Raw genomic sequence first — 25,732 nt, 5'->3', positions numbered from 1 at the left:
AATTATTCAGGGTTGGTCCCGGAACTTCTGTTCCGGGACCAACCCTTTTTTGTTCTGCGTCACTTGAAGTTCACGTTGCGCAACAACGATCCGAAGCATGGGTACTGCTGCAATGCTCAGGGCCGCCGGCGTCGGACTCGGTGACGAGGTGGTCGTGCCGGCGTTCGGGAACGTCGAGGTGGCCGAGGCCGTTGCCATGGCCGGGGCGCTGCCGGTGTTCGCCGACATAGACCCGGTGACGTACTGCCTTGACGCGTCCGCTGTCGAGGCGGCCGTAACTCCGCGTACGGCGGCTGTGGTTGTCGTGCACCTTTTCGGTCGGCCCGCGGACATCGCGCGGATGCACGGCGTCGGGCAGCGGCACGGGCTGCTGGTGCTGGAACAGGGGGAGTCCGAGGCGCCGTACGACGAGATCGCTCAGCGTCGGGAGCGGGCGGCCTATCTGGACGCCAAGCTCAGGGGCGTACGGACGCCCGACGGCGGTGACGGGCACACCTATCAGCAGTACGTCGTGCGGGTGCCTGGGAACGGGCGGCCCGATCGCGATGCCTTCGCACGCGCCGTGCGGGCCCGGGGAGTTGAGTGCCGGGTGCCGGTGAAGACTCCTGTGCACCGGCTGCCGGAGTTCCGGCGGTGTGTTTCGTTGCCGGAGACCGAGCGGGCCGCTGACGAAACGCTGGCTCTGCCTGTCGACGCCGCGTTGACGAAGCGGGACATGCAGCGCATCGTGGGCGCCTGCAATGCGCTGGGCGGACTGCTTCAGCCCGCTTTCTGAGCGTGGTTGGGAGCAGGCGTCCGTTCGGGGTATGATCTATTCCGTTGCCGCGAGGGAAACCTCGAAAAGGCGACAGGCCCCCTTAGCTCAGTCGGCAGAGCGTCTCCATGGTAAGGAGAAGGTCAACGGTTCGATTCCGTTAGGGGGCTCCAGCCAAAAGGCCCCGCCCAATTGGGCGGGGCCTTTCTCGTACCCGTAACTCTTCCCAGTCCCTTCAGTCCTTGTGGAGGCCCGGGACGCGCATCGCCAGGATCGCCATGTCGTCGGACGGGGCGTCCGACGCGAAGCGTTCCACCGCGCGCATGATGCGGGCCGCGACCGCGCCCGCCGTGAGGCCCGTGCAGGTCGTGAGGACGTCGGTGAGGCCGTCGTCGCCCAGCATGCGCGTGCCCTCGCGGCGCTCCGTGACGCCGTCCGTGACGCACAGGAGGACGTCGCCGGGGTCGAGCGTGACCGTCTGCTCGTAGAGCTCCAGGTCGTCCATCACGCCGAGCAGCGGCTGGGGTTCGGCCGCGGGCTCGACCGTGCCGTCCTGGCGCAGTCGGAGCGGGAGGGGGTGGCCGGCGCAGACCACCTTCAGTTCCGCGCTGCCGTCGTCCTGGGGGCGCAGTTCGCCGTACAGGAGGGTCAGGAAGCGGCTGCGGGCGCCCTCGTCGAGAATGGCCGAGTTCAGTCGCTCCAGGACCGCGGGGCCGGACAGGCCCTCGCGGGCCAGGAGGCGCAGCGCGTGCCGGGCGAGGCCCGTGACCGCCGCCGCGTTGGGGCCCGTACCGCAGACGTCTCCGATGGCGAAGCCGTAGGCGCCGTCGCTGATCGGGAAGAGGTCGTAGAAGTCGCCGCCGACCTCGTTGCCCTCGCCGGCCGCGCGGTAGATGACCTCGACCTCGACGCCGCCGATCTCGGGGAGCTCGGGTGGCAGGAGGCTGCGCTGGAGGGACTGGCTGATGGCCGTGCGCTCCGAGTACAGGCGGGCGTTGTCGAGGGCCAGGGCGGCCCGGCGGCTCAAGTCCTCGGCCAGTTCGAGGATTTCCTGGCGGAAGTGTTCGTCGGTGGGCTTGCCGAGGGTGAGCATGCCGATGACGCGGTTGCGGGCGACCAGGGGGAGGACGACGGTCTCGCCGCCCACCGCGGACGCCGTGGCGAGCGTGGGGCCGATGCCGGAGGCGACCTGGTGGGTCGGGCCGCCGGCCAGGCCGAGGCTGCGCATGGAGCTGCGCAGGGCCGCCTGGTGGGCGACCTCGCCGGGGGCGGACCAGACGCGGGCGCCGGGGGTGGGCACCGGGTCCGGCGGGGGCACCTTCGAGAGCAACGACTTGATGCCGTCGATGAGTTCCTCGTCCTCGTGCAGGACGTACGAGAGGTACGGCTCGGAGGCCTGGTCGGCGATCGTGTAGACCGCGCACCAGGTGGCGAGGGTGGGGACCGTCATCTGGGCCATCAGGGCCAGCGTCTGGTCGCGGTCCAGGGTGCCGGCGAGGAGGTCGGAGGCCTCGACCAGGAAGCTGAGGGAGCCGCGGCGCAGGCGTTCCAGTTCGCCGAGGCGGGCCGACTCGACGGCCAACGCGATGCGGTCGGCGGCGAATTGGAGGCGCAGGGCCTCTTCGTTGGAGTATCTGCCGGGCGACTCGGCCGCGACGCCCAGGGAGCCGGTGAGGCGGCCCTCGACCTTCAGGGGGACCGTGACGACCGAGCGCATGCCCGTGCCGCTCAGGAGCGGTACGGCGCCCGGTACGGCCGTCAGGTCGTCGTGGACGGCGGGCATACGGGCCGAGCCGTAGCGGCCGGGGCCGGCCTCGACGGGCACGCGCGCGAAGCGCTGGCGGGCGGAGGGCAGGCCCGTGGAGGCGCGGACCTCCAACTCCGTCTCGTCGTCGGTCGCGAGGAGCAGGAACGCCGAGTCGGCGTCGAGCATGTCGCGGGCCCGCTCGACCGTGCGCTGCAGGAGGCCGTCGAGGTCGTCCGGGGCGGGGGAGCCGATGAACACCTCGAAGGGGTCCGTGCTCTGGCCCTCGGAGGAGCTGCCGGTGTCGGAGGCCGGCATGCGCAACGGGGTCTGCAGGACGGCCCGTTCGTGGTCCCGGACGAGGAGGCAGACCGTGGAGGGCTCACCGCCCGTGTCGCGCACCCGGAGGTGGGAGGCGTACACCGGGGTGACGCGGCCGTTGGCGCCCCTTATGCCGTAACTGCCCTCCCAGCGGGAGAGTTGGAGCGCCTCCGCGATGCCGGTGCTGGTGCCCGGGGTGTGCGGCCAGGCGGCGAGATCGGTAAGAGGCTTTCCGATCACTTGTTCGGCGGGGTAGCCGAAGAGTTCCTCCGCGTCCTCGTTCCACGAGCTGATGGAGCCGGTGCGGTCGATCTGGACGACCGCGACGCGCACTCTGCCGTCGGCGAGGGGGAGCAGGTCGGCCGGGAGGGACGGGCCGGCGGCGCGGGTGCCCACCGCGCGCTCGGGGAGGTCGAGTTGGAACCAGACCTGCTTGTGCGTGGGCGTGTACTCGACGCCCCAGCGGCCGGCCAGCGCGGCGCACAGCTGGAGTCCGCGGCCGCCCTCGCGGTCGGGGCTGCCCATGGTGGAGGGATGGCCCTGGAGGGGGATCTCGCGCTCCGGATACCGGTCGGCGACCTCGATGCGTACGCCCTCGTCGCTGCGCAGGCACAGGACGTCGGCGGCGGTGCCCGCGTGCACCACGGCGTTGGTCACCAGCTCGCTGGTGAGAACGACGGCGTCGTCGACGATGTCGGCGAAACCCCAGCCCTGGAGCGTGTCGCGGACGAAGGAGCGGGCGGTCGCTACCGATCGCCCGACGGGCTCGAAGCTGGCGGCCGCGCGCGCGGTGATCACTGAACTCCTCGTCCGGTTGTCGGCGTGCAGGACTCCGTGGCCGACCGGCTCGTGCCGCTGATGCGGCAGGCCGCCCGTCGGCCGGGGGTCCGGGGGCTGTCCCCCCGGGATCAGTCCGGTGGTCATGTTGTGCGGCCGCCCCTCCGATGCCCGCTCGTTCTCGTGCCACCGCCCAGGCCGGACGGACCGGCGCGGCTGGACAGCCGCATGCAAGGTTACTTACCTTCGCCGTCCGTGCGGATGCCGGTCTGCAGTGTTTCCGCCCAGAGGGTGTGCGGACGATGTGCGAAGCTGCCGAACTGTTATGGCCGGGTTCAGGCAGGGTGAAACACTGGGCAAGCTTCTTGTGAAGGTCCGGACAGGCCGAGTGACTTCCCTATGCAGCGGGCAGCAGCCGGTGGTGCGGCCTGGTATATCCGGCAGAAATACGCAGCAGTAACTGGTACGTCGAACGGTAGTACCGGAGCACAGCAGTAACGGTCGACCCCTGCGGGAGGGACACAGTGGAGTCTGGCGCAGCGACGCGGGGCACTAAAACGCGCGCGAAAGGCGGACAGTCCCTGAGCAACCAACGCAAACCGCGCGGCGGGACCACCGCGGTGGACACGGCGTCCCTGAACCGGCTGCTGGCGGCTCTCGTCGCGATGCGCGACGGAAACTTCCGCAAGCGGCTCACGGTGTCCGGCGACGGCGTGATGTCCGAGATCGCCGCGGTCTTCAACGAGGTGGCCGACCGCAATCTGCACCTGACGGGTGAGCTGTCGCGGGTGCGGCGGATGGTTGGCCGCGAGGGCAAGCTCACGGAGCGGCTGGAGACGGGCGCCTACGAGGGTTCCTGGGCCGCCGCGGTCGAGGCCTCCAATGCGCTCGTGGACGACCTCGTACGGCCCGTCTCCGAGGTCGGACGGGTGCTGTCCGCGGTGGCCGAGGGCGACCTCTCGCCGCGGATGGAGCTGCGGACGCAGGCGCCCGACGGGACCGGGCACCCGCTGCGCGGGGAGTTCCTCAAGGTCGGGCGGACTGTAAACAACCTTGTCGATCAGCTGTCGACGTTCACCGACGAGGTCACGCGGGTGGCCAGCGAGGTGGGTACCGAGGGCAAGCTGGGCGGCCAGGCACGCGTGCGTGGCATGTCGGGTTCGTGGAAGGACCTCACGGACTCCGTCAACACCATGGCGTACCGGCTGACCGCGCAGGTGCGGGACATCGCGCTGGTGACCACTGCTGTGGCCAAGGGCGACCTGTCCCGCAAGGTCACCGTGCACGTGGCCGGCGAGATGCTGGAGCTGAAGAACACCGTCAACACGATGGTGGACCAGCTGTCGTCGTTCTCCTCCGAGGTGACGCGAGTCGCCCGTGAGGTGGGCACTGAGGGTGAGCTCGGCGGTCAGGCGCAGGTGCCTGGCGTGGCCGGTGTGTGGAAGGACCTCACCGATTCGGTGAACCTGATGGCAGGAAACCTTACTGCCCAGGTGCGCGGGATCGCCCAGGTGACGACGGCGGTGGCCAACGGTGACCTGTCGCAGAAGGTGACCGTGTCGGCGCGCGGCGAGGTCGCGCAGCTGGCGGACACGATCAACCAGATGACCGAGACGCTGCGGATCTTCGCGGACGAGGTCACCCGCGTGGCCAACGAGGTCGGTGCCGCGGGCCAGCTGGGCGGGCAGGCGAACGTGCCGGGTGCCGCCGGCACCTGGAAGGACCTGACAGACTCCGTCAACACCGTGTTCCGGAACCTGACCATTCAGGTGAGGGACATCGCGGCCGTCACGACGGCCGTGGCCAACGGCGACATGTCGCAGAAGGTCACCGTCGACGTGGCCGGCGAGATGCTGGAGCTGAAGAACACCGTCAACGGGATGGTGGACCAGCTGCAGTCGTTCGGTTCCGAGGTCACGCGCGTGGCCCGCGAGGTCGGTGTCGAGGGTGAGCTCGGCGGCCAGGCGCAGGTGCCCGGGGCGGCCGGCACCTGGAAGGACCTGACGGACTCCGTCAACACGGCGTTCCGCAACCTCACCGGACAGGTGCGCAACATCGCCCAGGTGACGACGGCGGTGGCCAACGGCGACCTGTCGCAGAAGGTCACCGTGGACGTCTCCGGCGAGATGCTCCAGCTGAAGAACACCGTGAACACGATGGTGGACCAGCTGTCCGCCTTCGCCGACCAGGTGACCCGGATGGCCCGGGACGTGGGCACGGAGGGCCGGCTGGGCGGCCAGGCGGTCGTGCCGGGGGTCTCCGGCACCTGGAAGGAGCTCACCGACTCCGTCAACTTCATGGCCGGCAACCTGACCTCGCAGGTGCGGCAGATCGCCCAGGTGACCACCGCGGTGGCCCAGGGAGACCTCTCCCAGAAGATCGACGTCGACGCGCGCGGCGAGATCCTGGAGCTGAAGAACACCATCAACACGATGGTCGACCAGCTCTCCGGCTTCGCCGACCAGGTGACCCGGGTGGCCCGCGAGGTGGGCACGGAGGGCCGCCTCGGCGGTCAGGCACAGGTGCCCGGCGTGGCCGGTGTGTGGCGGGACCTGACCGACTCCGTGAACGGAATGGCAGGAAACCTTACTGCCCAGGTGCGCAACATCGCCCAGGTGGCCACCGCGGTGGCCCGGGGTGACCTGTCCCAGAAGATCACCGTGGACGCGCGCGGCGAGATCCTGGAGCTGAAGAACACCCTGAACACGATGGTCGACCAGCTGTCGTCGTTCGCCGAAGAGGTCACGCGCGTGGCCCGTGAGGTGGGTACGGAGGGCCAGCTCGGCGGCCAGGCCGAGGTGCAGGGTGTCTCCGGCACCTGGAAGGACCTCACCCAGTCCGTGAACTTCATGGCGAACAACCTGACCATCCAGGTGCGCAACATCGCCGAGGTCACGACCGCCGTCGCCAAGGGCGACCTGTCCAAGAAGATCACCGTCGACGCGAAGGGCGAGATCCTCGAACTCGTCACGACCGTCAACACGATGGTCGACCAGCTGTCCAGCTTCGCCGAGCAGGTGACCCGGGTGGCCCGTGAGGTGGGCACCGAGGGCATCCTGGGCGGCCAGGCGCACGTGCCCGGGGTCACGGGCATCTGGAAGGACCTCAGCGGCAATGTGAACCTGATGGCCAAGAACCTGACCATGCAGGTGCGCAACATCTCCCAGGTCGCCAACGCGGTCGCCAACGGCGACCTGACCCGGACGGTGACGATCGAGGCGCGCGGCGAGGTCGCGCAGCTCGCCGACACCTTCAACACCATGGTGAAGACGCTGAGTTCGTTCGCCGACCAGGTCACCAAGGTGGCCCGCGAGGTGGGCACGGACGGCATCCTCGGCGGCCAGGCGCACGTACCCGGTGTGGCCGGTACGTGGAAGGACCTCACCGAGTCCGTGAACCAGATGGCGTCCAACCTGACCGGCCAGGTCCGCAACATCGCCATGGTCACCACGGCCATCGCCAAGGGCGACCTGACCAAGAAGATCGACATCGACGCCCGCGGCGAGATCCTCGAACTCAAGACGACGATCAACACGATGGTCGACCAGCTGTCGTCGTTCGCCGAGGAGGTCACCCGAGTCGCCCGCGAGGTGGGTACGGAGGGTGCGCTCGGCGGTCAGGCACGCGTGCGTGACGTCGACGGCACCTGGCGCGACCTCACCGAGTCCGTGAACGAAATGGCAGGAAACCTTACCCGGCAGGTGCGCGCCATCGCGCGCGTGGCCACCGCGGTGACCCGTGGTGACCTGAACCTGAAGATCGACGTCGACGCGTCCGGCGAGATCCAGGAACTGCAGGACTACATCAACAAGATGATCGCCAACCTGCGGGACACCACGATCGCCAACAAGGAGCAGGACTGGCTCAAGGGCAACCTCGCCCGCATCTCCGCGCTGATGCAGGGCCGCCGCGACCTCCAGGACGTGGCTTCGCTGATCATGAGCGAGCTGACGCCGGTGGTCTCCGCGCAGCACGGCGCGTTCTTCGTGGCGATGCCGCTGGTCGACGGCAAGGACCTCAGCGCCGAGAGCGAGGACGCGTACGAGCTGCGCATGCTCGGGTCGTACGGCTACTCGATGGGCTCCATGCCGACGTCCTTCCGGCCGGGCGAGGCGCTGATCGGGACGGCCGCCGAGGAGAAGCGCACGATCCTGGTGGAGAACGCGCCCAGCGGCTACCTGAAGATCTCCTCCGGGCTCGGCGAGGCGCCGCCCGCGCAGGTGATCGTCCTCCCGGTGCTGTTCGAGGGCAAGGTGCTCGGTGTCATCGAGCTGGCCTCCTTCACGCCCTTCACGCAGATCCAGAAGGACTTCCTCAACCAGATCGCGGAGATGATCGCGACCAGCGTCAACACGATCTCCGTCAACACCAAGACGGAGCAGCTGCTGAAGCAGTCGCAGGAGCTGACCGAGCAACTCCGTGAGCGCTCGGCCGAGTTGGAGAACCGGCAGAAGGCCCTCCAGGCGTCCAACGCGGAACTGGAGGAGAAGGCCGAGCTGCTGGCCCAGCAGAACCGTGACATCGAGGTCAAGAACACCGAGATCGAGGAGGCGCGGCAGGTCCTGGAGGAGCGTGCCGAGCAGCTCGCCGTGTCGATGCGCTACAAGAGCGAGTTCCTCGCCAACATGTCGCACGAGCTGCGTACGCCGCTCAACTCGCTGCTGATCCTGGCCAAGCTGCTCGCCGACAACGCGGACGCCAACCTCACCCCGAAGCAGGTCGAGTTCGCCGAGACCATCCACGGCGCGGGCTCCGACCTGCTCCAGCTGATCAACGACATCCTCGACCTGTCCAAGGTCGAGGCGGGCAAGATGGACGTCTCCCCGACGCGCATCGCGCTCGTCCAGCTCGTCGACTACGTGGAGGCCACCTTCCGCCCGCTGACCGCGGAGAAGGGCCTGGACCTGTCCGTACGGGTCTCCCCGGAGCTCCCGGCCACGCTGCACACCGACGAGCAGCGCCTCCTTCAGGTGCTGCGCAACCTGCTGTCCAACGCGGTGAAGTTCACCGACTCCGGCTCGGTCGAGCTGGTGATCCGGCCGGCCGGCGCGGACGTGCCGACGGCGATCAAGGAACAGCTGCTGGAGACCGGTTCGCTCACCGATCCGGACGCGGCCCTGATCGCGTTCTCGGTGACCGACACCGGCATCGGGATCGCGGCCAGCAAGATGCGGGTGATCTTCGAGGCGTTCAAGCAGGCCGACGGCACGACCAGCCGCAAGTACGGCGGTACGGGCCTCGGGCTGTCGATCTCGCGGGAGATCGCCCAGCTGCTCGGCGGTGAGATCCACGCGCAGAGCGAGCCGGGACGTGGCTCCACGTTCACGCTGTACCTGCCGCTGCATCCCAGCGAACTGCCTCCGCAGGGCTACCAGCAGCCCGTGGCCGCCCTCGGGGCCAGCGACCTGGTGGCCGCCGTCGAGCTGTCCCAGCTGCCCGAGGCGGAGGTCGAGACGCCGGCGGAGGTGAAGTCGTACCGGGAGACCCAGAACGGCGCCGCCGCGCTCTTCAGGCGCCGCCGCAGGAACGGCCTCGACGCCGAGCGCGCCGGGTCGCCGGAGCAGTGGTCGGCCACCGAGCAGCCCGCGGCGCCGGAGGTGCACCGGGGCATCCGCTTCGGCGGGCAGAAGGTGCTGATCGTCGACGACGACATCCGTAACGTGTTCGCGCTGACCAGCGTGCTGGAGCAGCACGGGCTGTCGGTGCTGTACGCCGAGAACGGCCGTGAGGGCATCGAGGTGCTGGAGCAGCACGACGACGTGGCGGTCGTCCTGATGGACATCATGATGCCCGAGATGGACGGATACGCGACGACGACGGCGATCCGCCGGATGCCGCAGTTCGCGGGCCTGCCGATCATCGCCCTGACCGCGAAGGCGATGAAGGGCGACCGGGAGAAGGCGATCGAGTCGGGCGCCTCCGACTACGTGACCAAGCCCGTGGACCCCGATCACCTGCTGGCGGTGATGGAGCAGTGGATGCGGGGCGAGTGACGGGAATCATCGATGTTCACGCGGAGTTGCTGACTCAGTGTGGCCGATGCCGTGTAGAAGTACGGGATTCGGGGAACCTTCTGGTCTCCCGGTCCGTTTCTGCTACGTGCACAGTGACATCGCGGTGACAGGGTGTGGCGACAGGCGGGGTGCGGCTACGATGACCGGCACAAGGACGGGCGGCGAAAGGGAGTCGTCCCCAGGGGCGGCGCCCGGTGCACATCCGGGGCGAGGAGGGCGGGCCATGGTGCAGAAGGCCAAGATCCTCCTGGTCGATGACCGGCCGGAGAATCTGCTCGCGCTGGAGGCCATCCTCTCCGCGCTCGATCAGACACTGGTGCGGGCATCGTCCGGGGAGGAAGCGCTCAAGGCACTGCTCACGGACGACTTCGCGGTCATTCTGCTGGACGTCCAGATGCCGGGCATGGACGGTTTCGAGACCGCCGCGCACATCAAGCGGCGCGAGCGGACCCGGGACATCCCGATCATCTTCCTCACCGCGATCAACCACGGCCCGCACCACACCTTCCGGGGCTATGCGGCGGGCGCGGTGGACTACATCTCCAAGCCGTTCGACCCGTGGGTGCTGCGCGCGAAGGTCTCGGTCTTCGTCGAGCTGTACATGAAGAACTGCCAGCTGCGCGAGCAGGCGGCGCTGCTGCGGCTCCAGTTGGAGGGCGGCGGCAAGGCGGCGGTCGGCGAGACCAAGGAGCCGGCGAGTCTGCTGGCCGAGCTGTCGGCGCGCCTCGCGGCGGTCGAGGAGCAGGCCGAGGCGCTGTCCAAGCAGCTGGACGACGAGTCGGCCGACGCGGCGGCGGTCGCCACCGCGGCCCATCTCGAACGCAAACTCACCGGGCTGCGGCGGGCGCTGGACGCGCTGGAACCGGGCGCCGGGAGCACGTCGTCGGTGTCCTCGCAGAACTGACGTTCACGCGCGGCACAGTTGCGGTTGAGGAAGCGTCAGTTCCACGTTCACCCAAGGGCGACACGAACGGGTGAAGCAGTGGGCACACGTGTCCGTCGTCGTCTCCACCGGTAATCTCACACCTATGGCCTCACGTCCCTCCGCTGCCAAGAAGCAGCCCGCGAAGAAGGCGGCGGCTCCGGCGAAGAAGGCCGCTGCGAAAAAGGCCCCGGCCAAGAAGGCGCCCGCCAGGAAAGCCGCGGCCAAGAAGTCCGCGCCTCCGCCGAAGCCGGCCCCCAGCCCGACCGGCGGCATCGTCAAGCTCGTACGCGCCCTCTGGCTGGGCCTGGCGCACGCCGTGGGCGCGGTGTTCCGCGGCATAGGGAACGGCGCGAAGAACCTCGACCCCGCCCACCGCAAGGACGGCATCGCCCTGCTCCTCCTCGGCATCGCGCTGATCGTCGCCGCGGGCACCTGGGCCGACCTGCGCGGCCCCGTCGGCGACCTGGTCGAGATCCTGGTGACCGGCTCCTTCGGCCGTCTCGACCTGCTGGTGCCGATACTGCTCGCGGTCATCGCCGTACGGTTCATCCGGCACCCGGAGAAGCCCGAGGCCAACGGCCGGATCGTGATCGGCCTCTCGGCGCTCGTCATCGGCGTGCTCGGCCAGGTCCACATCGCGTGCGGCGCGCCCGCCCGCAGCGACGGCATGCAGGCCATAAGGGACGCCGGCGGCCTCATCGGCTGGGGCGCGGCGACCCCGCTGACGTACACCATGGGCGACGTCCTCGCCGTACCGCTGCTCGTGCTGCTGACGATCTTCGGGCTGCTCGTCGTCACCGCGACCCCGGTCAACGCCATCCCGCAGCGGCTGCGGCTGCTCGGCGTGAAGCTCGGCATCGTCCATCCCCGGGACGACGAGTACGACGAGTACAGCGAGGACGACGAGCGCTACGACGAGCAGTGGCGCGAGGCGCTGCCCGCGCGCACGCGCAGGCGTTCCGCCGCCCCCGAGGCGTACGACCCCGACGGCGCGGAGCAGGAGGCCCTCTCCAAGCGCCGTGGGCGCCCCAGGCGCTCCGCGGTGCCGCAGCCGGACATGGCGCGCCCCATGGACGCCGTGGACGTCGCGGCGGCCGCCGCTGCCGCGCTCGACGGTGCCGTCCTGCACGGCATGCCGCCCTCGCCGATCGTCGCCGACCTCACCCAGGGCGTGAGCGTCGGGGACCGCGAGGAGACCACGCCCACCCCGACGCCCGTCCCGGCCGCGCGGCCCAAGCAGGAGAAGCTGAAGGTCGAGGTCGCCGACCTCACCAAGCCCGCCCCCGAGGCGCCGAGCGATCTGCCCCCGCGCGCGGAGCAGCTCCAGCTGTCCGGCGACATCACGTACGCGCTGCCCTCGCTCGACCTCCTGGAACGCGGCGGGCCCGGCAAGGCACGCAGCGCGGCCAACGACGCCGTGGTGGCCTCGCTGACGAACGTCTTCACCGAGTTCAAGGTCGACGCCGCCGTCACCGGCTTCACGCGCGGGCCGACGGTCACCCGCTACGAGGTCGAGCTCGGCCCCGCCGTGAAGGTCGAGCGGATCACCGCGCTGGCCAAGAACATCGCGTACGCCGTCGCCAGCCCGGACGTACGGATCATCAGCCCGATCCCCGGCAAGTCCGCGGTCGGCATCGAGATCCCGAACACCGACCGCGAGATGGTCAACCTCGGCGACGTGCTCCGTCTCGCGGCGGCGGCCGAGGACGAGCACCCGATGCTGGTCGCGCTCGGCAAGGATGTCGAGGGCGGCTACGTCATGGCCAACCTCGCGAAGATGCCGCACGTCCTGGTCGCCGGAGCCACCGGTTCCGGTAAATCGTCGTGCATTAACTGCCTCATTACGTCAATCATGGTCCGCGCGACTCCCGAGGACGTGCGGATGGTCCTCGTCGACCCCAAGCGCGTGGAGCTGACCGCGTACGAGGGCATCCCGCACCTGATCACACCGATCATCACCAACCCGAAGCGGGCCGCCGAGGCGCTGCAGTGGGTCGTACGGGAGATGGACCTGCGGTACGACGACCTGGCGGCGTACGGCTTCCGGCACATCGACGACTTCAACGAGGCCATTCGCAACGGCAAGGTGAAGCTGCCCGAGGGCAGCGAGCGGGAGCTCCAGCCATACCCGTACCTGCTGGTGATCGTCGACGAGCTCGCCGACCTGATGATGGTCGCCCCGCGCGACGTCGAGGACGCGATCGTGCGCATCACGCAGCTCGCGCGCGCGGCCGGCATCCACCTGGTGCTCGCCACGCAGCGGCCGTCCGTGGACGTCGTCACCGGCCTGATCAAGGCGAACGTGCCCTCCCGGCTCGCCTTCGCCACCTCGTCGCTCGCGGACTCGCGCGTCATCCTCGACCAGCCCGGCGCCGAGAAGCTCATCGGCAAGGGCGACGGGCTGTTCCTGCCGATGGGGGCCAACAAGCCGACCCGTATGCAGGGCGCCTTCGTGACCGAGGACGAGGTCGCGGCGATCGTCCAGCACTGCAAGGACCAGATGGCGCCCGTCTTCCGGGACGACGTCACCGTGGGCACCAAGCAGAAGAAGGAGATCGACGAGGAGATCGGCGACGACCTCGACCTGCTGTGCCAGGCGGCCGAGCTGGTCGTCTCCACCCAGTTCGGCTCGACCTCCATGCTCCAGCGCAAGCTCCGCGTCGGCTTCGCGAAGGCCGGCCGCCTCATGGACCTCATGGAGTCCAGGAACATCGTCGGCCCGAGCGAGGGTTCGAAGGCGCGTGACGTTCTTGTGAAGCCTGACGAGCTGGACGGAGTGCTCGCGCTCATCCGCGGGGAGGCTTGAGAGAAGCCCGGAGCGGGTGCGGCCACCGGTGTTCGATCGTGACTCACCCGTAAGGGATCATTGAGCAACCGTTTCCCTTCCGCGTACGTCAAGTTGAGGGAAGCGACAAACGCGTACCCGACCATCGGCGTGTCCGGCCATACCGATGGGCTAACAAGCTCGACCGTCCGGTTGCCCCACCCTTTCGCACCCCCCATAGACTGAACCTCCAGCACAGGTGGCTTAAACGCTCGAAAGGCGCCCCCGTGTCCATCGGCAACTCCCCTGAAGACGAGCGTCCGTTCGAAGACGACCGTGAGGCAACCGGCCTCTCCGTCGGCCGTGCCCTGAAACAGGCGCGGATCGACGCCGGGCTGACCGTCGACGACGTCACCAACGCCACCCGGGTCCGCATCGCCATCGTGCACGCCATCGAGGCGGACGACTTCGCCCCCTGCGGCGGGGACGTCTACGCACGGGGTCACATCCGGACCCTGGCCAAGGCCGTACACCTCGATCCGGCCCCGCTGCTCGCGCAGTACGACGCCGATCACGGCGGCCGCCCCGCACCCACCCCGGCCGCACCCCTCTTCGAGGCCGAACGCATCCGGCCCGAGCGGCGCGGGCCCAACTGGACCGCCGCGATGGTCGCCGCGATCGTCGCCGTGGTCGGCTTCGTCGGATTCACCGCCTTCAAGGGCGGGGACGACGGTGCCAAGAACCAGGTGGCCGAGGGCTCCACGGCCACGCCGAGCAAGTCCGCCTCGCCGACGCCCAAGAAGAGCACCTCCGAGACCCCGAAGTCCGATCCCTCCGACAGCGCCATCGCGGCCGCGCCGCAGGACAAGGTGACGGTCCAGGTCAGCGCCACCGACGGACGCAGCTGGATCTCCGCCAAGGACCACAACGGCCGGCTGCTCTTCGACGGACTGCTCAAGCAGGGCGACTCCAAGACCTTCCAGGACAACGAGAAGATCAACCTCGTCCTCGGCGACGCGGGCGCCATCCAGCTCTACGTCAACGGCAAGAAGATCGAGGACGACTTCCAGCCGGGCGCGGTGGAGCGCCTGACGTATACGAAGGGCGACCCTCAGGTCGGCTGAGTCCGAAGCGCGTTCCCACGGGGCCGGCGATGATCGCCAGCCCCGTCGACGTGGGGTGTCAGTGAGACAAAGTAGTCTTGAGCCCATGCCTGAACGCCGTACCGTCGCACTTGTCACCCTTGGCTGCGCCCGTAACGAGGTGGACTCGGAGGAGCTCGCAGGCCGTTTGGAGGCGGACGGCTGGCAGCTCGTCGAGGACGCCGAGGACGCGGACGTCGCCGTCGTCAACACCTGCGGCTTCGTCGACGCCGCCAAGAAGGACTCCGTCGACGCCCTCCTGGAGGCCAACGACCTCAAGGGGCACGGCAGAACCCAGGCCGTCGTGGCGGTGGGCTGCATGGCCGAGCGGTACGGCAAGGAGCTCGCAGAGGCCCTCCCCGAGGCCGACGGCGTGCTCGGCTTCGACGACTACGCGAACATCTCGGACCGCCTGCAGACCATCCTGAACGGCGGCATCCACGCCGCCCACACCCCGCGCGACCGGCGCAAGCTGCTGCCGATCAGCCCCGCCGAGCGCCAGGAGTCCGCCGCCGAGGTCGCCCTGCCCGGGCACGCGCCGGTGGACCTCCCGGACGGCCTCGCGCCCGCCTCGGGCCCCCGAGCGCCCCTGCGCCGCCGCCTCGACGGCGCGCCCGTCGCCTCGGTCAAGCTCGCCTCCGGCTGCGACCGGCGCTGCTCCTTCTGCGCCATCCCGTCCTTCCGCGGCTCCTTCATCTCCCGCCGCCCCAGCGACGTACTGAACGAGACGCGCTGGCTGGCCGAGCAGGGCGTCAAGGAGATCATGCTGGTCTCCGAGAACAACACCTCCTACGGCAAGGACCTCGGCGACATCCGCCTGCTGGAGTCGCTGCTGCCCGAGCTCGCCGAGGTCGACGGCATCGAGCGGGTGCGCGTCAGCTATCTCCAGCCGGCCGAGATGCGCCCCGGCCTCGTCGACGTACTGACCTCGACGCCGAAGATCGCCCCGTACTTCGACCTCTCCTTCCAGCACTCCGCCCCGGACGTGCTGCGCGCGATGCGCCGCTTCGGCGACACCGACCGCTTCCTGGAACTGCTCGACACCATCCGGAGCAAGGCCCCCCAGGCGGGCGTGCGCTCCAACTTCATCGTGGGCTTCCCCGGTGAGAGCGAGGCCGACCTGGCCGAGCTGGAGCGGTTTCTGAACGGCGCGCGGCTGGACGCCATCGGCGTCTTCGGCTACTCCGACGAGGACGGCACCGAGGCCGCGACGTACGACAACAAGCTGGACGAGGACGTGGTCGCCGAGCGGCTGGCCCGCGTCTCCCGGCTCGCCGAGGAACTCGTCTCGCAGCGCGCCGAGGAGCGCCTGGGCGAGACCGTGCACGTGCTGGTCGAGACCGTCGACGAGGAGGGCGTGTACGGCCGCGGGGCGCACCAGGCGCCCGAGACCGACGGCCAGGTGCTGCTCACGAGCGGCGAAGGCCTGAGCGTCGGCCGTATCGTCGAGGCCAAGGTGGTCGGTACGGAAGGTGTCGACCTGGTGGCCGAGCCGCTGCAGGGCTCGCTCGCGTGTAGTGAGGAGGCGGGCAGATGACCGGAGTGCCGGCATCGGCGGCGAACGGCTCCTCCAAGGCGGAATCCTCGCCGGTCGGCCCGGCCACCTCCGACGGTCAGGGCGGGGCGCGGTCCCCACGGGGCGGGAAGCTGGCCGCCGCGGCCGTCAACCAGGCCAGCGTGTGGAACGTCGCCAATCTGCTGACCATGCTCCGGCTCGTCCTCGTGCCCGGCTTCGTCGCGCTGATGCTGGCCGACGGCGGATACGACCCGGCCTGGCGTTCGCTCGCCTGGGCGGCCTTCGCCATCGCCATGATCACCGACCTGTTCGACGGCCATCTGGCGCGCACCTACAACCTCGTCACCGACTTCGGGAAGATCGCCGACCCCATCGCCGACAAGGCGATCATGGGCGCGGCGCTGATCTGTCTCTCCGCCCTCGGCGACCTGCCGTGGTGGGTGACGATCGTCATCCTCGGCCGGGAACTGGGGATCACGCTCCTGCGTTTTCTTGTCATCCGGTACGGCGTCATCCCGGCGAGCCGCGGCGGCAAGCTCAAGACCCTCACCCAGGGCGTGGCCGTCGGGATGTACGTCCTGGCACTGACGGGATGGCTGGCCACCCTGAGGTTCTGGGTGATGGCAGCGGCGGTCGTCCTGACCGTCGTGACCGGGCTTGACTATGTGAGACAGGCCATTGTGCTGCGCAGGCAGGGAATCGCCGAGCGCAAGGCCGCGTTGGAGGAGACGGAAGCGTGAGTTCCCCTGCCGCCGACGTGGTGCGACTACTGACAGTGAAGGGCGGGACCCTCGCGGTCGCCGAGTCGCTGACCGGCGGGCTGGTTGCGGCGGAAATCACAGCGGTCCCCGGGGCCTCCAAGGCCTTCCGTGGTTCGGTGACGGCCTATGCCACCGAGCTGAAGCACGAGCTGCTGGGTGTCGACGCCACCCTGCTGGCCGAGCACGGAGCCGTGGATCCGCAGGTCGCGGCCCAGATGGCGGCCGGAGTGCGCAAGGCGCTCGGCGCCGACTGGGGCATCGCGACGACCGGTGTGGCGGGTCCCGAACCGCAGGACGGAAAGCCCGTGGGGACGGTTTTCGTGGCCGTCGACGGGCCGGCCGGAGCGGATTCCGGTTCCGCCGGTGGCGGAAAAGTCACTGCCCTGCGGTTGAACGGCGACCGCGCGGAAATTCGTATGGAGAGTGTACGGAGCGTACTCGCACTGCTCCTGACGGAGCTTGCGAGCGAACACACCGGGAATGAGCGGGCACAGGATACGGAACAGAACGGGGGGTTTTGATGTTTGCAGCCCTGAGTGAACACGACATCGCTCCCCGCACGGCCGCGGCGCGAGGCGGTACGGTGGGGCGTGAAGGATGCGGCTACGCGGTCCGAGGAGGGAGCCACCGATGATTCTGCTCCGTCGCCTGCTGGGTGACGTGCTGCGTCGGCAGCGCCAGCGCCAGGGCCGTACTCTGCGCGAAGTCTCCTCGTCCGCCCGAGTTTCACTCGGCTATCTATCCGAGGTGGAGCGGGGGCAGAAGGAGGCTTCCTCCGAACTGCTCTCCGCGATCTGCGACGCGCTGGACGTACGGATGTCCGAGCTCATGCGAGAAGTGAGCGACGAGCTCGCCCTCGCCGAGCTGGCCCAGTCTGCTGCGGCCACCACACCGGCCCCGGTTCGTCCGATGCTGGGTTCCGTTTCGGTGACCGGTGTGCCACCGGAACGGGTGACCATCAAGGCGCCCGCCGAGGCGGTGGACGTGGTCGCCGCGTGACGTTCACGCCGGCGTGCGCATGAAACCGACGATGCGCTGAGAAGATCGACGATGCGCTGAGAAGTGCGCGAGGCCCCGGCCGGGGGCCTCTCCGGGAGACCGGAGGGGTGCCGGCCGGGGCCTTCGTGCGTCCTGGAGCCCTGGAGCCTCCTGGGGAGGCGGCGGCGAGACCTTTCGTGCATCGTGGAGAGGCCGACTCGGGGCCGTGCACAGGGATCGGAGCATACGGATGTACGTCGTGAAGAGCCCGCTGTCCGACGCGGACCTGAAGACCGTGGCCGAGGCGCTGCAGGGCGCGCTCGTCGACCTGGTCGACCTCTCCCTCGTCGCGAAACAGGTCCACTGGAACGTGGTCGGGCCGCGCTTCCGCTCCGTGCATCTTCAGCTCGACGAGGTCGTGGACAGCGCGCGCACCCACTCCGACACGGTGGCCGAGCGGGCGTCGGCGCTGGGCGTGCCGCCCGACGGCCGCGCCTCGACGGTGGCCTCCGGCAGCGGCATCGGGGCGGTGCCCGACGGCTGGATCAAGGACGCGGACGCGGTGAGAACGCTGGTCGACGCGCTGGGCGCGGTGATCGGACGGATGCGGGACCGGGTCGCGGCGACCGCGGACGCGGATCCCGTCAGCCAGGACATCTTCATCGGGATCACGGCGGACCTGGAGAAGCACCACTGGATGTTCCAGGCGGAGAACGGCTGACCCGCACCCGGTGCCGAGTCGCGGGGTGCGCCCGTGTGCCGTCGGTGCGCCCTGCCCGCGGGCGATCGAGGCGGCCTACGGTCTGTCCGGCGGACGGGCGTGCCACGCCCCGCTTCCACGGCATGATCCGCCGGACAGGCCCGGGCGTCGGGCTGGAGGTGGTGGGTGAATGGCACGGCCGATAGTCCGCCGGGGGGTGGTCCTGGGGCTCGGGGCGCTGTGGTGGTGGGCCGTGCTGCGGCTCGCCTTCGTGCCCGGCGCCGGGGTGCTGGAGGGGGCCGTCGCCGCCGGAGGGTGGGGGCTGAGCCTGCTGCCGGTGCACTGCGTGCCCAAGGCGCGGGCCGCGGGAGCCGTCGGCGCGGGGCGGTGGCGGGCGGCCTGGCGGGCCGCCCGGGTCACCACGGCATCGCCACTCCGCCGTTCGGACGCAGGATCTGGCCCGTCGTGAACGCCGAGGCGTCGCTCGCCAGATAGAGCACCGCGTGGGCGACGTCCTCCGGCTCGCCGACCCGGCCCAGCGGTGACATCCGCGCCATGAGCGCCTCGGTCCGCGCCTGCTCCTCGGCCTCGTGGTGGTTCGTCATCGGCGTGCGGGTCCAGCCGGGCGCCACCGCGTTCACGCGGATCCCGTGCCGGCCGACCTCGCTCGCCAGGGTCTTCGTCAGCTGGACGACGGCCGCCTTGGCCACGCCGTAGCACAGCAGGCCGGGGCGGCCGGTGTCGATGGCGCCGGAGGCCATGGTGACGATGCTGCCGCGGACGCTCCCGGCGAGCATCGCGCGGGCCGCCTCCTGGCAGGCGTACAGCACGCCCTTGAAGTTGACGTCCAGGACCCGGTCGAGGTCCTCGTCGCGGGTCTCCAGGACGGGGCTGCTGTGCATGATCCCGGCGATCGCGGCCATCACGTCCAGGCGCGCGCAGGAGGCGACGGCCTGCCGGAGCTGCTCGCGGTCGGTGACGTCGAGATGGTGGGTACGGGCCGTGCCGCCGGCGTCCTTGATCAGGGTCGCCGTCTCGTGCAGGCCCTGGGCGTCGCGGTCGGCGCAGTGGACCGTGGCACCGGCCTGGGCGAGGAGCACGGCGGAGGCGCGGCCGATGCCGCCCGCCGCGCCGGTGACGAATGCGGTGCGTCCGGTGAGGTCGTACGCCTGGACCGTCATGAGGGGACGGTACGAGGGTTTCTGACGGGTCGTCAATTAGTCGTACGGCGTTGAGCCGCCCGGGGGCGGGCCGCGCTCGGGGCCGGGCCTGTCTGGCAGTTGGGGCACCAGTACGTGGGGCGCTCGCGGGAGCCGTCGCCCTGGTCGGCCACACGGACCGAGGTGTGGCAGCGGAGGCAGGGGCGGGGTGCGCGGCCGTACACGAAGAGGTCCTGGCCGCGGCGGCCCGTCGTGCTGCGGACCGGGCGCTCGCGGTTGGCCTCCAGGAGCTTCTTGGCGAGTGCCGGCAGCTTGGCGGCGCGGTCGGCGGGCAGGGCGCCGACGGGGAGCCAGGGGGTGGCGCCGAGGAGGAAGCAGAGCTCGCTCTTGTAGATGTTGCCGATGCCGGCGAGGTTGCGCTGGTCGAGCAGGGCCTCGCCGAGGGGGCGGGCAGGGTCGGCCAGGAGGTTGGCGAGGGCCAGCTCCGGGTTCCAGTCCGGGCCCAGGAGGTCGGGGCCCAGGTGGCCGACGGCGCGTGCTTCGTCGGCCGTGCGGATGAGGTCGAGGACGGGCAGGCGGTAGCCGACCGCCGTGCGGTCCGCGTTGCCGAGGATCACACGGATCTGGTGGGCGGGACCGCCGGTCCAGCGCCGGCCGTTCTCGAAGATCTTCCAGGAGCCGTCCATCTTCAGGTGCGAGTGGAGGGTCAGGCCGCCTTCGACGCGGGTCAGGAGGTGCTTGCCGCGCGGGGTGACGTCCAGGACGGTGCGGCCGGTCAGGTCGGCCGTGGCGTACTTGGGGACCCGGAAGTCGCTGCGGGTCAGCACCTTGCCCGCGAGGGCCTCGTGCAGCCGCCGCGCGGTCTGCCAGACCGTGTCTCCTTCGGGCATGGGTCAAGGGTGGCACGGGTGGGCGGCGCGGGCCGCCGGCGGTCGGGAGGTGCTCGGTGCCGTGGGAGGTGTTGTCGGCCGGGGGAGATCGGGGCCGTTCATGCCCGTAGTCGCAGGCCGCGAGGGGTCGCGATGAAGCCCGCTCCTTCCAGGAGGGTGCCGATGGGGGAGGTCAGGGCCGCGGTGCCGTTGACGCGTTCCACCGTGACCGTGCCGAGGGAACCCGCTCGGGCGGCCGCTGCGAGGGCGTCGGCGGCTGCCGGCAGGCGCGGGTCGGCGGTGGGTTCGGCGTCCGGGTCGGCGGGCCAGGCCAGCAGGGTCTTGCCGCCTCGCTCCATGTAGAGCGTCAGCTCGCCGTCGACCAGGACGACCAGCGAGCCGGCCTTTCTGCCCGGCTTGTGGCCCGCACCGGTCGGGGGCTCCGGCCAGGGGAGGGCCGCGCCGTACGCGTTCGCCGGGTCCGCGGCGGCCAGGACCACGGCTCGGGAGTCGGGGGCCGGGCGGCGGCGGTTGGGGAAGGCGGAGCCGTGGGCGGAGTAACCGCCGTAGGGGGAGCTGGAGCCGTACGGGGAGTTGGGCGAGCCGTAGGGACCGGACGCGGAGCCGGAGGCGCCTCGGGGGCCGCCTGCGCCGGGCGAGGTGAAGTCGCGCGGGGAGACGTACTCGTCCCGTGAGGCCGGGGCGGGCGGGAAGGCGAAGTCGTCGTCGAAGCCGGTGATGTCGAAGTCGGGCTCGGCCGGGTGGGTGCGGTCGCCTTGGGTGCGGTGGTCGTCGGGGGTGGTGCCATCGGTGGTGGCGCCGTCGGGGCCGAAGGGGTCGGTCCAGTCGAAGGTGCCGAGGAGGTCGGAGCCGTGGGGGGTGTGGCCGTGGGGGGTGTCGGTGCCGGGTGTGCCGTCGCCGGGGGCGGTGAAGGCGTGGGGCGAGCCGAAGGGGGTGGGCGGGGTGCCGTCGGTCGGGGGTTGTGGCAGTGACTCGCCGCGCTCGCGGGCGTTGGACACCGCGCGCAGCCGGTCCACCGCGCCGTCCATCGCGAACTGGGCCGCGCCGAGCCCCTCCACCACATAGCCGCGCCGGGCCTGACCGCTCTCCTCGAAGACGGACAGGATGCGGTACGTCGCCGAGAAGCCGCCCTCCACGCCCTCCGCGGCGACGGCGCCCCGGGTGACCACGCCGTGCCGGTCGAGAAGGGTGCGGGCGAGGGCGTGCGCGCGCACGGTGGGGTCGGCCTCGTGCGCGGGGAGGAGCGACCAGCGGCCTGCGACGGTCGGCGGGCCGCTGCGGGAGGCCGGCCGGGCGGCGGCCGTGAGCGAGCCGTAACGGCCCCTCGGGACCGCGCGCTTGGCGCGATGGGCCGTGGAGCCCGCGGTGCGGCCCGAGCCCAGCAGGGAGCGCATGGGTGCCAGCGTGTCGTTCGTGAGACGGCCGGACCAGGCCAGGTCCCAGACGGCGTCGGCCAGTTGGGGATCGGTGACGTCCGGGTGCGTGGTCGCGCGGACCTGGTCGGCGATCTGGCGGAAGAACAGGCCGTAGCCGCCGGAGAGCACGTCCAGGACCGACTGGTGGAGCGCCGTCAGCTCCAGGGGGTGCGGCGGGGGCAGCAGCAGGGGGGCCGCGTCCGCCAGGTACACGGAGACCCAGCCGTCCTTGCCGGGAAGCGAACCGGCCCCGGCCCAGACGACCTCTCCGGCGGCGGTGAGCTCGTCGAGCATCGCGGGCGTGTAGTTCGCGACGCGGGACGGCAGCACCAGCTTCTCCAGGGCCGACGCGGGCACGGACGCGCCCTGCAACTGCTCGATCGCACGCACCAGTCCGTCGATGCCGCGCAGCCCGTGTCCCTTGCCGATGTGCTGCCACTGCGGCAGGAACTGGGCGAGCGCGGCCGGTGCCACCGGCTCCAGCTCGTGCCGCAGCGCGGCCAGGGAACGGCGGCGCAGGCGTCGTAGCACCGCCGCGTCGCACCACTCCTGGCCGATGCCCGCCGGATGGAACTCCCCTTGTACGACACGGCCGTTGCCGGCGAGGCGCTGCAGCGCGCCCTCCGTGACCGCGACGCCCAGGCCGAAGCGGGCCGCCGCCGTGGCCGATGTGAAGGGGCCGTGGGTGCGGGCGTAGCGTGCGAGGAGGTCGCCGAGGGGGTCCTTGACCGGCTCCGTGAAGGCCTCCGGGACGCCCACCGGGAGCGCGGTGCCGAGCGCGTCGCGCAGGCGGCCCGCGTCCTCGATCGCCGCCCAGTGCTCGGCGCCGGCGACACGGACCCGGATCACCCTGCGGGCGCGGGCCAGCTCCTGGGCCCACTGCGGCTCGGCGCCCCGCTCGGCCAACTCAGCGTCCGTGAGCGGGCCGAGCAGCCGGAGTACGTCGGCGACGCCCTCGGCGTCCTTCACGCGCCGGTCCTCGGTGAGCCATTGGAGCTCCCGCTCCAGCTCGGTCAGCACCTCGGCGTCGAGCAGCTCCCGCAGCTCCGCCTGCCCGAGCAACTCGGCCAGCAGCCGTGAGTCGAGGGAGAGGGCGGCGGCGCGGCGTTCGGCGAGCGGCGAGTCGCCCTCGTACAGGAACTGGGCGACGTAACCGAAGAGGAGGGAACGCGCGAAGGGGGAGGGCTCGGGGGTGGTGACCTCGACCAGGCGCACCTTGCGGGAGTCCAGGTCGCCCATCAGCTCGACCAGGCCGGGGACGTCGAAGACGTCCTGGAGGCACTCGCGGACCGCCTCCAGGACGATCGGGAAGGAGCCGAACTCGCTGGCCACCTGAAGCAGTTGGGCGGCGCGCTGGCGCTGCTGCCACAGCGGGGTGCGCTTGCCGGGGTTGCGGCGCGGCAGCAGCAGCGCGCGTGCGGCGCACTCGCGGAAGCGGGACGCGAACAGGGCCGAGCCGCCGACCTGGTCGGTGACGACCTGGTCGACCTCGCCCTTGTCGAAGACGACGTCCGCGGCGCCGACGGGTGCCTGCTCGGCGTCGTACTCCGTGCCGATCTTCGCCGGTTCCTGGTCGAGGAGGTCGAGGCCCATCAGGTCGGCGTCGGGCAGGCGCAGGACGATGCCGTCGTCGGCGTGCATGACCTGGGCGTCCATGCCGTAGCGCTCGGAGAGCTTGGCGCCGAGGGCCAGGGCCCACGGGGCGTGCACCTGGGCGCCGAAGGGGGAGTGGACGACCACCCGCCAGTCGCCGAGTTCGTCGCGGAAGCGCTCCACGACGATGGTGCGGTCGTCGGGGATGTGGCCGCAGGCCTCGCGCTGCTCGTCCAGGTAGGAGAGGACGTTGTCCGCCGCCCAGGCGTCCAGACCCGCCGCCAGGAGGCGCAGACGGGCGTCCTCCTTGGGCAGGGAGCCGACCTCGCGCAGGAACTGGCCCACCGCGCGGCCCAGTTCGAGGGGGCGGCCCAGCTGGTCGCCCTTCCAGAAGGGGAGCCGGCCGGGCACGCCCGGCGCGGGGGAGACCAGGACGCGGTCGCGCGTGATGTCCTCGATGCGCCAGGAGCTGGTGCCGAGGGTGAAGACGTCGCCCACCCGGGACTCGTAGACCATCTCCTCGTCCAGTTCGCCGACCCGGCCGCCGCCCTTCTTCGGGTCGGAGCCGGCCAGGAAGACCCCGAAGAGGCCGCGGTCGGGGATGGTGCCGCCGGAGGTGACGGCGAGGCGCTGGGCGCCGGGGCGGCCGGTGACGGTGCCGGCCACGCGGTCCCAGACGACCCGGGGGCGCAGCTCGGCGAAGGCGTCCGAGGGGTAGCGGCCCGCGAGCATGTCCAGAACCGCCGTGAAGGCGGACTCGGGCAGTGACGCGAAGGGAGCCGCGCGGCGGACCGTGGTCAGGAGGTCGTCGACCTGCCAGGTGTCCAGGGCCGTCATGGCGACGAGCTGCTGGGCCAGGACGTCCAGGGGGTTCGCCGGGACCTTCAGGGACTCGATGGAGCCGGTGCGCATGCGCTCGGTGACGACCGCTGCCTGGACCAGGTCGCCGCGGTACTTGGGGAAGACGACTCCGGTGGAGACCGCGCCGACCTGGTGGCCTGCGCGGCCCACGCGCTGGAGGCCGGAGGCCACGGAGGGGGGTGACTCGACCTGGACGACGAGGTCGACGGCGCCCATGTCGATGCCCAGTTCGAGGCTGGATGTGGCGACCACGGCCGGGAGGCGGCCCGCTTTGAGGTCTTCCTCGACCAGGGCCCGCTGCTCCTTGGAGACCGAGCCGTGGTGGGCGCGGGCGATGACCGGGGGTGCGCCCTGGGCGGCCCCGGAACCGCCCATGAGTTCCGCCGGGGCGTGGTTCTCGTCCAGGGGTTCGCCGGTCGCCCGCTCGTAGGCGATCTCGTTGAGGCGGTTGCAGAGGCGCTCCGCGAGGCGGCGGGAGTTGGCGAACACGATCGTGGAGCGGTGGGACTGGACGAGGTCGGTGATGCGCTCCTCGACGTGCGGCCAGATGGAGGGGCGCTCCGTGCCCTCCGAGCCGTCGGCCACCGGGGAGCCGACCAGTTCGCCCAGGTCCTCGACCGGGACGACCACCGAGAGGTCGAACTCCTTGCCCGACTTCGGCTGGACGATCTCCACCTTGCGGCGCGGGGACAGATATCGGGCGACCTCGTCCACCGGGCGGACGGTCGCGGAGAGGCCGATGCGGCGGGCCGGCTTGGGCAGGAGCTCGTCCAGGCGCTCCAGGGAGAGGGCGAGGTGGGCGCCGCGCTTGGTGCCGGCCACCGCGTGCACCTCGTCCAGGATCACGGTCTCGATGCCGGTGAGGGCGTCGCGGGTCGCCGACGTCAGCATCAGGAACAGGGACTCGGGGGTGGTGATCAGGATGTCCGGGGGCCGGGTGGAGAGGGCTCGGCGCTCTGCCGCGGGGGTGTCGCCGGAGCGGATGCCCACCTTGACCTCGGGTTCGGGCAGGCCCAGGCGGACGGACTCCTGGCGGATGCCGGTGAGGGGGCTGCGGAGGTTGCGCTCCACGTCCACCGCCAGGGCCTTGAGCGGGGAGACGTAGAGGACTCGGCAGCGTTTCCTCGGGTCGGCGGGGGGTGGGGTGGAGGCCAGTTGGTCCAGGGCGGCGAGGAACGCGGCGAGGGTCTTGCCGGAGCCGGTGGGGGCCACGACCAGCACGTCCGAGCCCTGGTTGATGGCATTCCACGCGCCGGCCTGGGCGGCGGTGGGGGCGTCGAACGCGCCCGTGAACCAGCCGCGGGTGGCGGGGGAGAAGCCGGCTAGGGCCCGGTGTGCGGAACTGACCATGTGTCCATCCTGCACCTCGCCACTGACAATGGCCCTGACCTGCGGGTTCGCTGCGACGGCGGCTGCG

15 protein-coding genes and 1 tRNA gene are annotated in these 25,732 nt (G+C 70.9%); 12 read left to right on the top strand and 4 right to left on the bottom strand.

What is annotated here, in order from left to right; all coding sequences use genetic code 11:
* Nucleotides 1–112: 112 nt before the first annotated feature.
* The gene (locus MQP27_RS12730) at nt 113–775 is read left to right on the top strand and encodes a DegT/DnrJ/EryC1/StrS family aminotransferase (protein WP_242765095.1); all 663 of its coding nucleotides are present in this window, start codon (nt 113–115) and stop codon (nt 773–775) included.
* Between the two features lie 76 nt (nt 776–851).
* A tRNA-Thr gene (locus tag MQP27_RS12725) sits at nt 852–927 on the top strand.
* 62 nt (nt 928–989) lie between these two features.
* Here the strand turns inward: MQP27_RS12725 and MQP27_RS12720 are convergent.
* Entirely contained in the window at nt 990–3,743 is a 2,754-nt protein-coding gene (locus tag MQP27_RS12720; protein WP_242765045.1) for a SpoIIE family protein phosphatase, read from the bottom strand.
* 377 nt (nt 3,744–4,120) lie between these two features.
* On the opposite strand from MQP27_RS12720, the gene MQP27_RS12715 reads away from it, so the two are divergent.
* The 10 genes from MQP27_RS12715 to MQP27_RS12670 all read left to right on the top strand — a co-directional run bounded on the left by MQP27_RS12715 (nt 4,121) and on the right by MQP27_RS12670 (nt 18,865).
* Nucleotides 4,121–9,589 carry a HAMP domain-containing protein gene (locus MQP27_RS12715; protein WP_242765043.1) on the top strand — a complete coding sequence of 1,823 codons (5,469 nt, stop codon included), beginning with the start codon at nt 4,121–4,123 and terminating at the stop codon, nt 9,587–9,589.
* Between the two features lie 244 nt (nt 9,590–9,833).
* Nucleotides 9,834–10,514 (top strand): response regulator, encoded by a 681-nt coding sequence (locus MQP27_RS12710; RefSeq protein WP_242765041.1) that lies wholly within the window; start codon nt 9,834–9,836, stop codon nt 10,512–10,514.
* Between the two features lie 124 nt (nt 10,515–10,638).
* A complete protein-coding gene (locus tag MQP27_RS12705) occupies nt 10,639–13,341 on the top strand; it encodes a DNA translocase FtsK (protein ID WP_242765040.1) in 2,703 nt (900 codons plus the stop codon).
* Between the two features lie 245 nt (nt 13,342–13,586).
* Nucleotides 13,587–14,423, top strand: coding sequence for a helix-turn-helix domain-containing protein (locus MQP27_RS12700; protein ID WP_242765038.1), 837 nt, complete (start codon nt 13,587–13,589; stop codon nt 14,421–14,423).
* 85 nt (nt 14,424–14,508) lie between these two features.
* Nucleotides 14,509–15,978 carry a 30S ribosomal protein S12 methylthiotransferase RimO gene (gene rimO, locus MQP27_RS12695; protein ID WP_242765036.1) on the top strand — a complete coding sequence of 490 codons (1,470 nt, stop codon included), beginning with the start codon at nt 14,509–14,511 and terminating at the stop codon, nt 15,976–15,978.
* A complete protein-coding gene (pgsA, locus tag MQP27_RS12690; protein ID WP_242765034.1) occupies nt 15,975–16,697 on the top strand; it encodes a CDP-diacylglycerol--glycerol-3-phosphate 3-phosphatidyltransferase in 723 nt (240 codons plus the stop codon). Before rimO ends, pgsA begins: the two co-directional genes overlap by 4 nt.
* A complete protein-coding gene (locus MQP27_RS12685; RefSeq protein ID WP_242765032.1) occupies nt 16,694–17,239 on the top strand; it encodes a CinA family protein in 546 nt (181 codons plus the stop codon). The genes pgsA and MQP27_RS12685 overlap by 4 nt, the downstream gene beginning before the upstream one ends.
* A gap of 109 nt (nt 17,240–17,348) precedes the next feature.
* Nucleotides 17,349–17,717, top strand: a complete 369-nt coding sequence (locus MQP27_RS12680) for a helix-turn-helix domain-containing protein (RefSeq protein WP_242765030.1) — start codon at nt 17,349–17,351, stop codon at nt 17,715–17,717.
* A gap of 229 nt (nt 17,718–17,946) precedes the next feature.
* Nucleotides 17,947–18,417, top strand: a complete 471-nt coding sequence (locus tag MQP27_RS12675; RefSeq protein ID WP_242765028.1) for a Dps family protein — start codon at nt 17,947–17,949, stop codon at nt 18,415–18,417.
* 169 nt (nt 18,418–18,586) lie between these two features.
* Entirely contained in the window at nt 18,587–18,865 is a 279-nt protein-coding gene (locus MQP27_RS12670; RefSeq protein ID WP_242765026.1) for a hypothetical protein, read from the top strand.
* Here MQP27_RS12670 and MQP27_RS12665 read toward each other — a convergent pair.
* The 3 genes from MQP27_RS12665 to MQP27_RS12655 form a co-directional block, all read right to left on the bottom strand.
* A complete protein-coding gene (locus MQP27_RS12665; protein WP_242765024.1) occupies nt 18,813–19,577 on the bottom strand; it encodes an SDR family NAD(P)-dependent oxidoreductase in 765 nt (254 codons plus the stop codon). The genes MQP27_RS12670 and MQP27_RS12665 overlap by 53 nt on opposite strands.
* A 32-nt stretch (nt 19,578–19,609) precedes the next feature.
* Nucleotides 19,610–20,446, bottom strand: a complete 837-nt coding sequence (locus tag MQP27_RS12660) for an Fpg/Nei family DNA glycosylase (RefSeq protein ID WP_242765022.1) — start codon at nt 20,444–20,446, stop codon at nt 19,610–19,612.
* Nucleotides 20,447–20,544: 98 nt separating this feature from the next.
* Entirely contained in the window at nt 20,545–25,665 is a 5,121-nt protein-coding gene (locus MQP27_RS12655) for an ATP-dependent helicase (RefSeq protein ID WP_242765020.1), read from the bottom strand.
* Nucleotides 25,666–25,732 lie beyond the last annotated feature (67 nt).

The sequence above is a fragment of the Streptomyces cylindrosporus genome (assembly GCF_022698165.1).
Classification (GTDB): Bacteria; Actinomycetota; Actinomycetes; order Streptomycetales; family Streptomycetaceae; genus Streptomyces; species Streptomyces cylindrosporus.
This window is presented reverse-complemented; position numbering and strand designations above follow the sequence as displayed.

Excerpts from the sequence above, each read along its gene's own strand:
- MQP27_RS12730 (WP_242765095.1), top strand. The coding sequence starts at position 113 with ATGCTCAGGGCCGCCGGCGTCGGACTCGGTGACGAGGTGGTCGTGCCG.
- MQP27_RS12720 (WP_242765045.1), bottom strand. The coding sequence starts at position 3,743 with ATGACCACCGGACTGATCCCGGGGGGACAGCCCCCGGACCCCCGGCCG.
- MQP27_RS12710 (WP_242765041.1), top strand. The coding sequence starts at position 9,834 with ATGGTGCAGAAGGCCAAGATCCTCCTGGTCGATGACCGGCCGGAGAAT.
- MQP27_RS12705 (WP_242765040.1), top strand. The coding sequence starts at position 10,639 with ATGGCCTCACGTCCCTCCGCTGCCAAGAAGCAGCCCGCGAAGAAGGCG.
- rimO (WP_242765036.1), top strand. The coding sequence starts at position 14,509 with ATGCCTGAACGCCGTACCGTCGCACTTGTCACCCTTGGCTGCGCCCGT.
- pgsA (WP_242765034.1), top strand. The coding sequence starts at position 15,975 with ATGACCGGAGTGCCGGCATCGGCGGCGAACGGCTCCTCCAAGGCGGAA.
- MQP27_RS12680 (WP_242765030.1), top strand. The coding sequence starts at position 17,349 with ATGATTCTGCTCCGTCGCCTGCTGGGTGACGTGCTGCGTCGGCAGCGC.
- MQP27_RS12675 (WP_242765028.1), top strand. The coding sequence starts at position 17,947 with ATGTACGTCGTGAAGAGCCCGCTGTCCGACGCGGACCTGAAGACCGTG.
- MQP27_RS12670 (WP_242765026.1), top strand. The coding sequence starts at position 18,587 with ATGGCACGGCCGATAGTCCGCCGGGGGGTGGTCCTGGGGCTCGGGGCG.
- MQP27_RS12665 (WP_242765024.1), bottom strand. The coding sequence starts at position 19,577 with ATGACGGTCCAGGCGTACGACCTCACCGGACGCACCGCATTCGTCACC.
- MQP27_RS12660 (WP_242765022.1), bottom strand. The coding sequence starts at position 20,446 with ATGCCCGAAGGAGACACGGTCTGGCAGACCGCGCGGCGGCTGCACGAG.
- MQP27_RS12655 (WP_242765020.1), bottom strand. The coding sequence starts at position 25,665 with ATGGTCAGTTCCGCACACCGGGCCCTAGCCGGCTTCTCCCCCGCCACC.